We start from the raw sequence: 13,591 nt of genomic DNA on the forward strand, positions 1-13,591 counted from the left end.
GCACAGTATGGCATTTGAAGGATTAGCCGACCGACTGCAGCAGACGATTTCAAAAATCCGCGGCAAAGGAAAAGTGTCAGAACAAGATGTAAAAGAAATGATGCGCGAGGTACGCCTTGCCCTTCTTGAAGCTGACGTCAATTTTAAAGTAGTCAAAGACTTTGTGAAAAAAGTAAGTGAGCGGGCAGTTGGACAAGAGGTCATGAAAAGCCTTACCCCTGGACAACAGGTCATTAAAGTTGTAAAAGAAGAACTCACTGAATTAATGGGCGGAGAAGAGAGTAAAATCGCTGTAGCGAAAAAATCTCCGACGGTCATTATGATGGTTGGTCTTCAAGGGGCTGGTAAAACCACCACAACTGGGAAGCTTGCCAATTTACTTCGCAAAAAACATAATCGCAAGCCGATGATGGTGGCTGCAGATATTTACAGACCAGCAGCGATCCAGCAGCTTCAAACGCTAGGGAAACAGCTTGATATGCCTGTGTTTTCATTAGGTGATCAAGTCAGTCCTGTCGAGATTGCCAAACAGGCAATCGAAAAAGCGAAAGAAGAACACCATGATTATGTCATTTTAGATACAGCAGGACGCCTTCATATTGATGAAGAATTGATGGATGAACTTCAGAAAGTAAAAGAAGTAGCGAGTCCAGAAGAAATTTTTCTTGTTGTTGACTCAATGACAGGTCAAGATGCTGTTAATGTAGCGAAAAGCTTTAATGAACAGCTTGGTTTAACAGGTGTCGTTCTAACGAAACTAGACGGGGATACACGAGGCGGAGCAGCACTTTCCATTCGAGCTGTGACCAATACGCCGATTAAATTCGCCGCGCTAGGTGAAAAGCTTGACGCGATTGAACCATTCCACCCAGAACGGATGGCATCAAGAATTCTTGGCATGGGAGATGTGCTTACACTGATTGAAAAAGCACAGGCAAACGTGGACCAAGATAAAGCGAAAGAGCTTGAACAAAAAATGCGGACCATGAGCTTTACACTCGATGATTTCCTCGAGCAGCTTGGCCAAGTTCGTAACATGGGTCCACTTGATGAATTGATCCAAATGATGCCGGGTGCCGGTAAAATGAAAGGGCTCAAAAACGTCCAAGTAGACGAAAAGCAGCTCAATCACATCGAAGCGATCATTAAATCAATGACGACCGAGGAAAAAGAACAGCCAGAGGTCATCAATGCAAGCCGAAGAAAACGGATTGCAAAAGGAAGCGGAACATCTGTCCAGGAAGTCAATCGCCTTTTAAAGCAATTTGACGAAATGAAAAAGATGATGAAGCAAATGACCAACATGTCCAAAGGGAAGAAAAAAGGCTTTAAATTACCATTTATGTAATTGGTTATACATGATAAAACCGTTGTTAAGAAAAAACACTTTACAAACCCTTTTATCATTGTTAATATACTATCTTGTTGAAATATTTTCGGAGGTGCTAGTAAAATGGCAGTAAAAATTCGTTTAAAACGTATGGGATCAAAAAGATCTCCTTTCTATCGTATTGTTGTAGCAGATTCTCGTTCACCACGTGACGGTCGTTTCATCGAAACAGTTGGAACATACAATCCGGTTTTATCACCAGCTGAGGTGAAAATCAACGAAGAATTAGCTCTTAAATGGCTTCAAAATGGTGCGAAACCATCTGATACAGTTCGCAACCTTTTCTCAAGCCAAGGAATTCTTGAAAAATTTCATAATGCGAAAAACAGCAAATAATGAATGAGCTGTCCTTGGAAGAATTGATTGTGTCCATCGTCGAGCCACTTGTTGATTTCCCTGAAGATATTCACGTATCTTCATTAGAAAAAGATGAGCAAGTGATTTACACACTGTCTGTCAATGCTGAAGATACCGGAAAGGTGATCGGAAAGCAGGGACGTACAGCGAAAGCGATACGAACAGTCATGTTTGCAGCAAGTGCAGAGTCTTCTAAGAAAGTTCAACTTGAGATTGCTGATTAAAAAGGGAGAGGGCTTAGGACCTCCCCTTTTTTTACACGTTTAAATCTATTTTTCGTTATACTGTAGAGGACAAATGCCTTCGGATAGGGGGACAAAAAGGAAGATGCAGATCATTCAACATGTCACCGTCATGCAAGTATTAACTGAAAGCAGTAAGGACAAACTGTTAACGACTTTTTTGGAGAAAAAAGAAAGACTAGAACGTGAATGCAATCAACTATATTTTCAACTGAAAAAACATGAAAAAGAACCACATCAGCAAGAAGCCATCCCTCAATTTCAAAAAGCCATCGATAAACGGCAAGAGAAAATCCAGCAAATTGACTTTCAAGTAGAGCAGCTGCATATTTTGCCGCTTGGAAGTGAAATGAAAGAGACAGAAGTGGATGCGCTGGTTGAAGTGAAAATAGGTGATAAATGGGATGACAAGATGCAAGATAATGTCATCGTCGTGAAAGACGGCACGATTGTGGAAATACGTCAGGGGTGATTGAGAACATGGAACAGGAATGGTTGAATGTTGGAAAGATTGTCAATACACACGGAGTGCGCGGAGAAGTTCGTGTCGTGTCAAAGACAGATTTCCCAGAAGAGCGTTATAAAAAAGGAAGTGTCCTCTATATTTTTAAGCAAGGTCAAGGGGAGCCGCTAAAAGTCACTGTCGCATCACACCGGCAGCATAAACAGTTTGATTTGCTTACATTTGAAGAAATTAGCTCATTAAATGAAGCAGAGCTATTGAAAGAATCAATCTTAAAAGTAGAAAAAGAACATCTCGGCTCTTTAGATGAAGGAGAGTTTTATTTCCACCAAATCATTGGCTGTGAAGTATACGATGAAGAGGATCAGCTTGTCGGCCAAATCAAAGAGATTTTAACACCAGGGGCAAATGATGTCTGGGTGGTCGGAAGAAAAGGCAAAAAAGATGCCTTGATTCCTTATATCCCATCTGTCGTCAAAAAGATCGATATCTCATCCAAAACCATACACATTGAAGTGATGGAAGGACTTATTGACGAATGAAAATCGACTTCTTAACACTTTTTCCTGAAATGTTCGAAGGTGTGCTCCACTCATCGATCTTAAAAAAGGCACAGGAGAAAGAAGCTGTCTCATTCAATGTTGTCAATTTTAGAGAGTATTCGGATCATAAGCATAAAACAGTAGATGATTACCCATATGGCGGCGGTGCTGGTATGGTACTGAAAGCACAGCCCGTATTCGATGCGGTAGAAGATTTGACGAAGAAAGCAAGCAAGAAGCCCCGAATCATTCTTGTCTGTCCTCAAGGGGAAAGATATACGCAAAAGAAGGCAGAGGAACTTGCAAAAGAAGAACACCTTATGTTCATTTGCGGCCATTATGAAGGCTACGATGAGCGCATCAGGGAGCATCTTGTCACAGATGAAATCTCAATCGGAGATTTCGTTCTCACAGGCGGAGAGCTGCCAGCGATGATGATTGCAGACAGTGTGGTCAGGCTTTTGCCTCATGTGCTTGGAAAAGAAGCGTCTCACATTGAAGATTCATTTAGTACAGGTTTACTAGAGCATCCTCACTATACAAGGCCAGCCGATTATAAAGGACTAAAAGTGCCGGATGTGCTCCTCTCTGGAAATCATGCCAAAATAGAAGAGTGGCGGCGTAAAGAATCTTTGAAGCGAACCTATACAAGAAGGCCAGATTTGATCGATTCTTGCAAAACGTTAACAGAGGAAGAAAAAAGATGGCTTTGGCAGCTTCATAATGACTAGATTGTATTGCACACTGCATAGAGGTATGGTATGATACTACTTGTGACTTGGACGGCTTGCCGATTCAAGTTTGAAAACGATGTTCCGCTGCAATGAAGAAAGAGGACATGAGCATCTGTTGGAAGGAGTTGAAAACGATGCAACATTTGATTGAAGAAATCACAAAAGAACAATTACGCACTGATCTTCCTGCGTTCCGTCCTGGTGACACTTTACGTGTACACGTTAAAGTTGTCGAGGGTACTCGTGAGCGTATCCAGATCTTTGAAGGTGTTGTAATTAAGCGTCGTGGTGGTGGAATCAGCGAAACTTTCACAGTTCGTAAGATTTCTTACGGTGTAGGCGTTGAGCGTACATTCCCTGTACACACACCAAAAATCGCTAACATCGAAGTTGTACGTCACGGTAAGGTACGTCGTGCGAAACTTTACTACCTACGTGAACTTCGCGGTAAAGCGGCTCGTATCAAAGAAATCAGACGATAATGATATCAAAGGAAAGAGCTTGTTACCTGTAACAGGCTCTTTTTTTGTACAATGTATAGAGATAATAGATAGAAGAGAAGGTGCACATATGACGATTCAATGGTTTCCAGGCCATATGGCAAAAGCAAGACGTGAAGTCACAGAAAAATTAAAGCTCATCGACATCGTATTTGAATTAACTGATGCTAGAATTCCGATGTCCTCTAGAAACCCAATGATCGAAGAAATCCTTCAGAATAAACCCAAAATCATGCTATTAAACAAAGCAGATAAAGCGGATCCTCGTGTGACAAAGGAGTGGCAGGCGCACTTTGAGCAGCAAGGCGTTCGGTCACTTGCTATTAACTCTGTCGATGGACAAGGGTTAAATCAGATCATCACAACTTCAAAGGAAATCTTAAAAGAAAAATTCGACCGCATGAAAGCAAAAGGTGTCAAACCACGTGCAATCCGGGCGCTCATTATCGGAATTCCCAACGTCGGGAAATCGACCTTAATCAATCGTTTAGCGAAAAAGAACATTGCCAAAACAGGAGACCGTCCTGGTATTACCACCTCACAGCAATGGGTGAAGGTAGGGAAAGAATTGGAACTTCTCGATACACCTGGAATCCTCTGGCCGAAGTTTGAAGATGAGAAAGTAGGACTCAGGCTAGCGGTAACTGGAGCGATCAAAGATTCTATCATCAACTTACAGGATGTCGCTGTATATGGACTTCGCTTTCTAGAAGAAAACTATCCAGAGCGATTAAAAAAACGCTATGACCTAACGGAGATCCCTGAAGATACGGCTGAGCTGTTTGATGCAATAGGTACAAAGCGCGGCTGTCTCATGAGCGGTGGATTTATTAATTACGACAAAACCACCGAAATCATTATTCGGGATATTCGAACAGAAAAATTTGGTCCCCTCACTTTCGAGAAGCCTGAAAGCTAAAAGACACGCAGCTCATGCGGGTCTTTATTTTTTGCGGAAAACTGCCGATATAAAGAAGGAGGCTGACGAAAAGCTGATGTACACAGTGAAACAAATAAAAGAACTGATAGAAAAGCATTCGCAAGACGAGTCATACATTCATGAACTTGTAAAAGATGATACGAGAAAAAGTGTCCAAAAACTGATAGAGAAGTGGCGCAAAGAGAGAGAAAAGCAGCAGCAACTTCAAGCAGCATGGAATGAGATGCTGCAATTTGAAAACAGTGCGAAGGCGCAGGGATACACATGTATTGCTGGAATAGATGAAGCAGGAAGAGGTCCACTTGCAGGCCCCGTTGTCGCAGCAGCTGTCATATTAAAGGAAGATACAGTCCTGCTCGGTTTAAACGACTCAAAGCAATTATCTGAGAAAAAAAGATTGGCATATTATGACCTAATCCAAAAAGAAGCACTTGATATCGGAATCGGCATTGTGGATGCAGCTACGATTGATGAAATCAATATTTACGAGGCATCAAGACTGGCGATGGTGAGAGCGGTGGAGAAGTTAACTCATACACCCGATTATCTACTCATAGATGCCATGACGCTCCCGCTTCCTATTCAACAGGAGAATATCATCAAAGGAGATGCAAAAAGTGCGTCTATCGCAGCAGGTGCATGTATTGCAAAGGTGACAAGAGATCAGATGATGGAAGAATACGGGCGTAAGTACCCTGAGTATCAATTTGAAAAACATAAAGGGTACGGAACAAAAGAGCATTTGGCTGCCATTCAAACACATGGAGCTACCCCAATCCATCGATTATCATTTGCACCGGTGAAATCCGTTATATCATAAATTTTTGACCTAAGGAGGCTTGCCTGTGATGACAAGAGTTGAGGACATACATACAGCACTGAATAGCCGGCTGAATACGGCAGAATCTGTGCCATTAAACACCGAAGGAAAGGAAAATGTGCATCGACTGATTCTTGGTAAAGTACTGAAAATGCTCGGAGATGATACAGCCCTTGTTCAAATAGGCTCAACAAAAATAAAAGCGCAGCTAGCGGCTCAGCTCAAAGCAGACGCATTTTATTGGTTCCAATTTGAACAAGAGGGTGGAGGCAGCCTCAATAAACTAAGGCCAGTCCAGCAATTTGATCAAGACCCTAAAACATTAAAGGATGCAGCTGCCAAACTATTAGAAGGTCTCTCTCTGAAAAACGGACTAGAAAACATCCTAACAGCTACTGCTTTTTTAAAAGAAAAATCCGTCATCAATGAAGCAGAGTTAAAAACGGCAGTGAAGTGGATCGAACAGCTTCAAGGAGCTGATGTGAAAAAAGGTCTCCAGTCACTCCTATTTGCTTTAAAGAAAGACTTGCCGATCCAAGAAGGAGTCCTTCAATCAATTTTAGCCGTGAAATCATCCTCTGCTCTTCATCAAGATATGAGAGCACTGCTAGAACGCTTAACACAGCTCCCGAAGCACTCAGACGCCACACAGGCCCTTACACAAGCCGTTCGATCAGTCATAGGTGCTGAGACGACTGTCCATGCAGAAAAGCTCTTATCGGTCCTTCTAGCAGCGAGAGAAGGGACGGCGAAACAAGGAGGAAATCTACCTGTAACGCCTCAGTCCAATCTGTCTCAACCAAAAGAAAATAGTCAGAATCCAATAGCTCAAGAGCGTCAGACGACCCAAGTTCTTCAATCTAACGTGCAGCAATCAACAAGTCCAAAAGAGCTGCAAATCCCGCCTCAGCAAATCGAGCGGATACTAACAAGTTTGATAAAACAAGGTGCAGATGGGCAGCAAGAGCCTAGCTTAAAACAGCTTACGTCATTGCTGCAAGGACTTCAGCAGGCTGGATCTCAGCCTGACGCAAAAGCATCTGTGCTTCAAAAAGAATTTCCGTTCTTGTCAAAAACAGAAGCAAAAGTATTGGCTCAGGTCGTGCAGCAGACAGAACCCGCATTAAGCAATAAAACCGACGTGCTCGATTTACTCATGACGATGAAAAAGGCAATAGGTGTACGTGACGAAATCGGTATGCTGAAACTACTCGAAAAAGGCAACCAGGATGTAAAAAGTCAGGAGCTTCACCAATTAAAGCTCGTCTTAAATGATGTGAGACAGTCTGATTTACCAGAGCCCGTAAAAAAAGAAGTCGATCAATTGTTTCATAGATTGAACGGGCAGTTATTTGTGCAGCAGGAGAACCAAACTATCAGCCAAATGATGGTCTCTTATCCGCTCTTTTCAAAACATAGTGTTCAAGATTTAACCTTTATTCTAAAAGGACATAAGAAAAAAGATGGCTCTATTGATATTTCTCAGTGTCGCCTTATGTTTTACTTAAACATGGAAAACCTCGAAGAAACATTAATCGACTGTACGATTCAGCAAAAGGTCATGTCAATTACAGTTGAAACCGGTCATGAACTTCAAGGAACCATTAATCCGATGATTCCAGCTGTTCGGGAGAATTTAAATGCATTAGGATACAGCCTCACGGGAATTACAGCAAAGAAGAGACAAGAGCCAGTAGATCCGTCTCACTTTCTAGATGAACACTTTCATAAAATCAGCGAGAAGGGGCTGGACTTACGAGTATGAAGGATTCAAAACCGCTTAGAAGAGCGGTCGCTCTACATTATGATGAAGAAAAACAAAAGGCGCCAAAAGTGGTCGCGACAGGGAGCGGCTATGTGGCAGACCATATTATTGAAGAAGCAAAAAAGTCGGGAGTTCCTATCCAAGAAGACCGTAATTTAGTCGAACTCATGCGCCATTTAACACTGGATGAGGAGATCCCTGAAGCGTTATACGATACTGTAGCAGAAATATTTTCGTTTATCTATAGGTTAGATCAAAAAATGAAAAAATAAGGTAAAATAAGTGATTTGGATGAAAAATTTATATTTTTAATAAAATAAAAGTTTGAATGTTTAGAAGGATTTTACGATTTTACATAGAACCCTAGACATTCTCTTTTTTATTCTTTAAAATGAAAGCGCAGTCTATTTTATATTTTTTGTTTCTACATATGTTGGGAGGATGGGAAATGAATATCCATGAGTACCAAGGAAAAGAAATCCTAAGAAAATATGGGGTTTCAGTTCCAAATGGTAAAGTAGCATTTACACCTGATGAAGCAGTGAAAGCATCAGAAGAGCTAGAAAGCTCTGTATATGTCGTAAAAGCACAGATTCATGCAGGCGGCCGTGGTAAAGCAGGCGGGGTAAAAATTGCAAAAACAAAAGATGAAGTGAAGGGGTTTGCAGAGGAATTGCTCGGCAAAACACTTGTCACACATCAAACTGGGCCAGAGGGGCGCGAAATAAAACGCTTACTTATTGAAGAAGGCTGCGATATTCAAAAGGAGTACTACGTTGGACTTGTTTTGGACAGAGCGACATCAAGAATTGTGTTGATGGCTTCTGAAGAAGGCGGTACTGAAATTGAAGAAGTAGCAGAAAAAACGCCAGAAAAAATCGTCAAAGTGGTCATCGACCCAGCGATTGGATTGCAAGGTTATCAGGCGAGAGAAGTAGCGTTTAAAATTAATATTCCAACAAAATTAGTTGGCCAAGCTGTTAAGTTTATGACAAGTCTTTACAATGCGTTCATTGAAAAAGATTGTTCAATTGCTGAGATTAATCCACTTGTTGTAACAGGCGATGGAAAAGTCATGGCGCTTGATGCGAAATTAAACTTTGATAGCAATGCCTTATATAGACAAAAAGATATATTAGAATACCGTGACCTTGATGAAGAGGATCCAAAAGAAATTGAAGCATCTAAATATGATCTGAGCTACATTTCTCTAGATGGAAATATTGGCTGTATGGTCAATGGTGCAGGTCTTGCGATGTCTACAATGGATATCATCAAGCATTACGGCGGGGACCCTGCAAACTTCCTGGATGTTGGCGGCGGTGCAACAGCTGAAAAAGTAACGGAAGCATTTAAAATCATCTTATCTGATCAAAATGTAAAAGGGATTTTCGTTAACATTTTTGGCGGCATCATGAAATGTGATGTCATTGCAGAAGGTGTCGTTGAAGCAACGAAACAAGTTGGCTTAACATTACCACTCGTTGTACGTCTTGAAGGAACAAACGTTGAATTAGGGAAGAAAATCCTGAGCGATTCAGGCTTAAATATCACTTCTGCTGAGTCTATGGCTGACGGGGCAGAAAAGATTGTATCTTTAGTCAAGTAGAGCAGAAAGGCAGGGAACCTAAATGAGTGTATTTATTAATAAAAATACGAGAGTAATTGTGCAGGGGATTACCGGTTCAACCGCATTGTTCCATACAAAACAAATGATTGAGTACGGAACAAATATTGTTGGCGGTGTCACACCTGGAAAAGGTGGAACTGAAGTAGAAGGAGTTCCTGTATTTAATACAGTATCTGAAGCTGTTCAAACAACTGGAGCAAATGCTTCTGTTATCTATGTACCAGCACCATTTGCAGCAGATGCCATTTTAGAGGCTGTTGATGCAGAAGTCGATCTAGTCATTTGTATTACTGAACATATTCCAGTACTTGACATGGTCAAAGTAAAACGGTATATGGAAGGGAAAAAGACAAGACTTGTTGGCCCTAACTGTCCAGGTGTCATTACACCTGAAGAATGTAAGATTGGGATCATGCCAGGCTACATTCATAAAAAAGGTCATGTGGGTGTTGTTTCTCGTTCTGGAACGCTTACATATGAAGCGGTACATCAGCTTTCAGAAGCTGGCGTTGGTCAATCGACAGCTGTAGGAATCGGCGGAGACCCTGTCAATGGGACAAACTTTATTGATGTATTAAAAGCATTCAATGAAGACCCTGATACACATGCTGTCATTATGATCGGTGAAATCGGCGGTACGGCTGAAGAAGAAGCAGCTGAATGGGTAAAAGCAAATATGACAAAGCCAGTTGTTGGCTTTATTGGCGGTAAAACGGCGCCTCCAGGAAAACGCATGGGACATGCTGGTGCCATTATTTCTGGTGGTAAAGGAACAGCTGATGAAAAAGTAAAAACAATGCGTGAATGTGGAATTGAAGTGGCAGAGACACCATCTGTCATGGGAGAAACATTGATTAAAGTACTAAAAGAGAAGAATCTTTTTGAAGCTTGTAAAACGCATTAATGACACAAGAAGACTTGTTCTTTGACAAGTCTTCTTCTTTCTATCTTAAACAGGAGGAATTGTATGTACAACGTGTCCGAAAGAATGATTTTTCACCGCTTAAAAGGCCTCATCTCACCCTCTTTGTTAACAAAATGGTGGAAAGTCGATCCTGAGCTATATATAAATGAAGAAACACATCATTTCAAACAGGATCGATCATTACAAACAATCGACTTTACCCGCTTAAAACAAGCCGAAGAAAAAGAATTCCCCATTTTTCAACACATCGTTCAAGCCTATTTAAAGCAAAACATTCACATGATTCCCATCACATCACCCTTATATCCCAGCACACTAAAACATATTTATGATCCTCCCCCTGTGTTATTCCTAAAAGGAAACATATCATATTTAAATGAAGAAAAAAGTTTAGGTGTAGTAGGCACACGAGTTCCATCGTCTTATGGAGAAGCATGTGTGAAGAAAATTGTTGGTGAGCTTGTAAAGGAAGATTGGACGATTGTCAGTGGCTTAGCAAAAGGCATTGATGGAATCGCACACAAAGAGTGCATTAGGAATAAAGGGAAAACGATTGGTATTATAGCAGGCGGATTTCAGCACTTATACCCAAAGGAACATGTGCAAATGGCTGAATACATGGGCGAGCATCATTTGCTTTTGTCTGAGCATCCGCCTTATGTCAAACCAGAAAAGTGGCATTTCCCTTTGAGGAATCGATTAATTAGTGCGCTAACAAGTGGAACCATCGTGATTCAGTGCAAAGAAAAGAGCGGTTCACTCATTACCGCGTATCAAGCACTTGAGCAAGGCAAAGAGGTATTTGCGGTTGCAGGATCAATCTTTGATCCTAATTCCACAGGTCCAGCCAAACTTATACAGCAGGGAGCAAAGCTTGTTCATTCAACGAAGGATATTTTAGAGGAATTCTCCTTCCGCGGTGTTCAATATACTGAACTCTCATAAAAATATCGTTTGACAAAAGACATAGGAATATTTAATAATAGTGAGGATTTAAGTTTACACTTTGTTTTTCGTGTTTATAATGATGTTCATCATAAAGAATTTTTCATGATTGCCTGTTAGATAGGTGCAATTAACATAAATATGAATTGTGAAATGTATAAAGAGAGAACACCTCTTAAGGGGGATTTTGAGTATGGCTGATTATTTAGTCATCGTTGAGTCGCCAGCCAAGGCGAAAACGATTGAGCGTTATTTAGGTAAAAAGTATAAAGTAAAGGCTTCAATGGGACACATAAGAGATTTACCGAAAAGTCAGCTTGGTGTTGACACTGAGCATGACTTCGAACCGAGGTATATTACGATTCGCGGGAAAGGCCCCGTATTAAAAGAATTAAAAACCGCTGCGAAAAAAGCAAAGAAAGTCTATCTCGCAGCTGACCCCGATAGAGAGGGAGAAGCGATTGCTTGGCATTTAGCGCATAGCCTTGACCTTGACCTCTCGTCTGACTGCCGAGTTGTCTTTAACGAGATTACAAAAGATGCTATTAAAGATTCCTTTAAGCATCCACGTATGATCAATATGGATTTAGTTGATGCACAGCAGGCAAGACGGATCTTAGATCGTCTCGTTGGGTATAAAATTAGTCCGATTTTATGGAAGAAAGTGAAAAAGGGCTTAAGTGCCGGTCGTGTTCAATCAGTTGCACTCCGCCTGATCATTGATCGCGAGAATGAAATCAATGAATTTAAACCAGAAGAATACTGGACAATTGACGGTACATTCCTAAAAGGAAAAGAAAGCTTCGAAGCGAGCTTCTTTGGCGTCAATGGCAAAAAGCATCCACTGAAAACAAAAGAAGATGTAAAAGAAATCCTTTCGAAACTAAAAGGGAGCAAATTCTCTGTAGAGAAAGTGACGAAAAAAGAGCGTAAACGAAACCCAGCTGTTCCGTTTACAACATCTACTTTACAGCAGGAGGCTGCAAGAAAATTAAACTTCCGTGCGAAAAAGACGATGATGATTGCACAGCAATTATATGAAGGAATCGATCTTGGTAAAGAAGGTACAGTCGGACTCATTACATACATGAGAACAGACTCAACTCGTATTTCCAATACGGCAATTGAAGAAGTATCTGCTTTCATTGATCAGACGTACGGTAAGAATTTCTTAAATACAACAAAACGAACCGCTAAAAAGAATGAAAATGCACAAGATGCTCACGAAGCCATTAGGCCGACTTCTACGCTGAGAAAACCAGCAGATGTCAAACATGTCTTAAGCCGAGATCAGCTTCGTCTGTATAAATTGATTTGGGAACGATTCGTCGCAAGCCAAATGGCGCCGGCTGTTCTTGATACAATGAGTGTGGACCTTGATAATAACGGGCTTACATTCCGTGCTAACGGAAGCAAAGTGAAATTCCCTGGATTCATGAAGGTATATGTAGAAGGGAAAGACGACCAGCTAGAAGAAAAGGACAAAATGCTGCCTGATCTTAAAGAAGGTGATACGGTTCTTTCAAAAGATATCGAACCTGAACAGCATTTCACGCAGCCGCCTCCACGCTATACTGAGGCAAGACTTGTCAAAACGCTTGAAGAGCTGGGAATAGGCCGTCCGTCTACGTATGCACCAACATTAGACACGATTCAAAAGCGCGGCTATGTCGCACTTGATAATAAACGGTTTATCCCAACAGAGCTTGGGGAAATTGTTCTCAACTTAATCATTGAATTCTTCCCTGAGATCATTAACGTGGAATTCACAGCGAAAATGGAAAAAGAACTTGATAGCGTTGAAGAAGGTACGATCGAATGGGTTCGCATTATCGACAGCTTCTATCAAGACTTTGCAAAACGGGTAGAAAAAGCGGAAGCAGAAATGCAAGAAGTTGAGATTGAGCCTGAATACGCCGGGGTTGACTGTGAAGAGTGTGGACATCCAATGGTGTACAAAATGGGTCGATACGGTAAGTTCATGGCTTGCTCTAACTTTCCTGACTGTCGTAACACAAAACCAATTGTGAAAGACATCGGTGTGAAATGCCCAACATGTCATGAAGGAAACATTGTTGAACGAAAATCTAAGAAGCGCCGCATTTTTTATGGCTGTGATCGTTTTCCAGAGTGCGAATTCGTCTCTTGGGACAAACCGATTGAAAGAAAGTGTCCAAAATGCGAAAATATGCTTGTAGAGAAAAAGCTGAAAAAAGGCATGCAAGTTCAATGTGTGAACTGTGATTATAAAGAGGAACAACAAAAATAGCGGTGAGCAACCTTGTTCACCTGCTTTTTTATGTCATCAAACAGAACTTACGAAATAGGAGAGTTGTAC

15 protein-coding genes are annotated in these 13,591 nt (G+C 41.2%); all 15 read left to right on the plus strand.

The window, feature by feature from the left end:
* Nucleotides 1-7: 7 nt before the first annotated feature.
* The 15 genes from ffh (at nt 8) to topA (ending at nt 13,522) form a co-directional block, all read left to right on the plus strand.
* Entirely contained in the window at nt 8-1,348 is a 1,341-nt protein-coding gene (ffh, locus tag MHI16_RS08000) for a signal recognition particle protein (RefSeq protein WP_058014005.1), read from the plus strand.
* 105 nt (nt 1,349-1,453) lie between these two features.
* Complete coding sequence (rpsP, locus tag MHI16_RS08005; protein ID WP_003212139.1) at nt 1,454-1,726, plus strand: 30S ribosomal protein S16; 273 nt, start codon at nt 1,454-1,456, stop codon at nt 1,724-1,726.
* The gene (locus MHI16_RS08010; RefSeq protein ID WP_012009937.1) at nt 1,726-1,971 is read left to right on the plus strand and encodes a KH domain-containing protein; all 246 of its coding nucleotides are present in this window, start codon (nt 1,726-1,728) and stop codon (nt 1,969-1,971) included. The genes rpsP and MHI16_RS08010 overlap by 1 nt, the downstream gene beginning before the upstream one ends.
* 103 nt (nt 1,972-2,074) lie before the next feature.
* On the plus strand, nt 2,075-2,461 hold the full coding sequence (locus MHI16_RS08015) for a YlqD family protein (RefSeq protein WP_050945054.1): 387 nt from the start codon (nt 2,075-2,077) through the stop codon (nt 2,459-2,461).
* A gap of 8 nt (nt 2,462-2,469) precedes the next feature.
* Nucleotides 2,470-2,994 (plus strand): ribosome maturation factor RimM, encoded by a 525-nt coding sequence (gene rimM / locus MHI16_RS08020; RefSeq protein ID WP_050945053.1) that lies wholly within the window; start codon nt 2,470-2,472, stop codon nt 2,992-2,994.
* Nucleotides 2,991-3,725 (plus strand): tRNA (guanosine(37)-N1)-methyltransferase TrmD, encoded by a 735-nt coding sequence (gene trmD, locus MHI16_RS08025; RefSeq protein ID WP_058014004.1) that lies wholly within the window; start codon nt 2,991-2,993, stop codon nt 3,723-3,725. The genes rimM and trmD overlap by 4 nt, the downstream gene beginning before the upstream one ends.
* 137 nt (nt 3,726-3,862) lie before the next feature.
* Entirely contained in the window at nt 3,863-4,210 is a 348-nt protein-coding gene (rplS, locus tag MHI16_RS08030) for a 50S ribosomal protein L19 (RefSeq protein ID WP_003212364.1), read from the plus strand.
* Nucleotides 4,211-4,298: 88 nt separating this feature from the next.
* A complete protein-coding gene (gene ylqF, locus MHI16_RS08035; RefSeq protein ID WP_044141932.1) occupies nt 4,299-5,147 on the plus strand; it encodes a ribosome biogenesis GTPase YlqF in 849 nt (282 codons plus the stop codon).
* Between the two features lie 76 nt (nt 5,148-5,223).
* A complete protein-coding gene (locus MHI16_RS08040; RefSeq protein ID WP_058014003.1) occupies nt 5,224-5,988 on the plus strand; it encodes a ribonuclease HII in 765 nt (254 codons plus the stop codon).
* Between the two features lie 28 nt (nt 5,989-6,016).
* Entirely contained in the window at nt 6,017-7,753 is a 1,737-nt protein-coding gene (locus MHI16_RS08045) for a hypothetical protein (RefSeq protein WP_061407809.1), read from the plus strand.
* Entirely contained in the window at nt 7,750-8,025 is a 276-nt protein-coding gene (locus MHI16_RS08050; protein ID WP_003211418.1) for a FlhB-like flagellar biosynthesis protein, read from the plus strand. Before MHI16_RS08045 ends, MHI16_RS08050 begins: the two co-directional genes overlap by 4 nt.
* A gap of 176 nt (nt 8,026-8,201) precedes the next feature.
* On the plus strand, nt 8,202-9,362 hold the full coding sequence (gene sucC / locus MHI16_RS08055; RefSeq protein ID WP_012009945.1) for an ADP-forming succinate--CoA ligase subunit beta: 1,161 nt from the start codon (nt 8,202-8,204) through the stop codon (nt 9,360-9,362).
* A 22-nt stretch (nt 9,363-9,384) separates the two neighbouring features.
* Nucleotides 9,385-10,287 carry a succinate--CoA ligase subunit alpha gene (gene sucD, locus MHI16_RS08060; protein ID WP_003212080.1) on the plus strand — a complete coding sequence of 301 codons (903 nt, stop codon included), beginning with the start codon at nt 9,385-9,387 and terminating at the stop codon, nt 10,285-10,287.
* Nucleotides 10,288-10,350: 63 nt separating this feature from the next.
* Nucleotides 10,351-11,253, plus strand: a complete 903-nt coding sequence (gene dprA, locus MHI16_RS08065; protein WP_058014001.1) for a DNA-processing protein DprA — start codon at nt 10,351-10,353, stop codon at nt 11,251-11,253.
* 193 nt (nt 11,254-11,446) lie between these two features.
* Entirely contained in the window at nt 11,447-13,522 is a 2,076-nt protein-coding gene (topA, locus tag MHI16_RS08070; RefSeq protein WP_058014000.1) for a type I DNA topoisomerase, read from the plus strand.
* The last annotated feature ends 69 nt before the right edge of the window (nt 13,523-13,591 follow it).

This window comes from Bacillus sp. FSL K6-0923, from assembly GCF_038630825.1.
Lineage (GTDB): Bacteria > Bacillota > Bacilli > Bacillales > Bacillaceae > Bacillus > Bacillus pumilus.

What these genes read in the sequence shown, in the direction of transcription:
- ffh (WP_058014005.1), top strand. Translation starts at nt 8, where the DNA reads ATGGCATTTGAAGGATTAGCCGACCGACTGCAGCAGACGATTTCAAAA.
- rpsP (WP_003212139.1), top strand. Translation starts at nt 1,454, where the DNA reads ATGGCAGTAAAAATTCGTTTAAAACGTATGGGATCAAAAAGATCTCCT.
- MHI16_RS08010 (WP_012009937.1), top strand. Translation starts at nt 1,726, where the DNA reads ATGAATGAGCTGTCCTTGGAAGAATTGATTGTGTCCATCGTCGAGCCA.
- MHI16_RS08015 (WP_050945054.1), top strand. Translation starts at nt 2,075, where the DNA reads ATGCAGATCATTCAACATGTCACCGTCATGCAAGTATTAACTGAAAGC.
- rimM (WP_050945053.1), top strand. Translation starts at nt 2,470, where the DNA reads ATGGAACAGGAATGGTTGAATGTTGGAAAGATTGTCAATACACACGGA.
- trmD (WP_058014004.1), top strand. Translation starts at nt 2,991, where the DNA reads ATGAAAATCGACTTCTTAACACTTTTTCCTGAAATGTTCGAAGGTGTG.
- rplS (WP_003212364.1), top strand. Translation starts at nt 3,863, where the DNA reads ATGCAACATTTGATTGAAGAAATCACAAAAGAACAATTACGCACTGAT.
- ylqF (WP_044141932.1), top strand. Translation starts at nt 4,299, where the DNA reads ATGACGATTCAATGGTTTCCAGGCCATATGGCAAAAGCAAGACGTGAA.
- MHI16_RS08040 (WP_058014003.1), top strand. Translation starts at nt 5,224, where the DNA reads ATGTACACAGTGAAACAAATAAAAGAACTGATAGAAAAGCATTCGCAA.
- MHI16_RS08045 (WP_061407809.1), top strand. Translation starts at nt 6,017, where the DNA reads ATGACAAGAGTTGAGGACATACATACAGCACTGAATAGCCGGCTGAAT.
- MHI16_RS08050 (WP_003211418.1), top strand. Translation starts at nt 7,750, where the DNA reads ATGAAGGATTCAAAACCGCTTAGAAGAGCGGTCGCTCTACATTATGAT.
- sucC (WP_012009945.1), top strand. Translation starts at nt 8,202, where the DNA reads ATGAATATCCATGAGTACCAAGGAAAAGAAATCCTAAGAAAATATGGG.
- sucD (WP_003212080.1), top strand. Translation starts at nt 9,385, where the DNA reads ATGAGTGTATTTATTAATAAAAATACGAGAGTAATTGTGCAGGGGATT.
- dprA (WP_058014001.1), top strand. Translation starts at nt 10,351, where the DNA reads ATGTACAACGTGTCCGAAAGAATGATTTTTCACCGCTTAAAAGGCCTC.
- topA (WP_058014000.1), top strand. Translation starts at nt 11,447, where the DNA reads ATGGCTGATTATTTAGTCATCGTTGAGTCGCCAGCCAAGGCGAAAACG.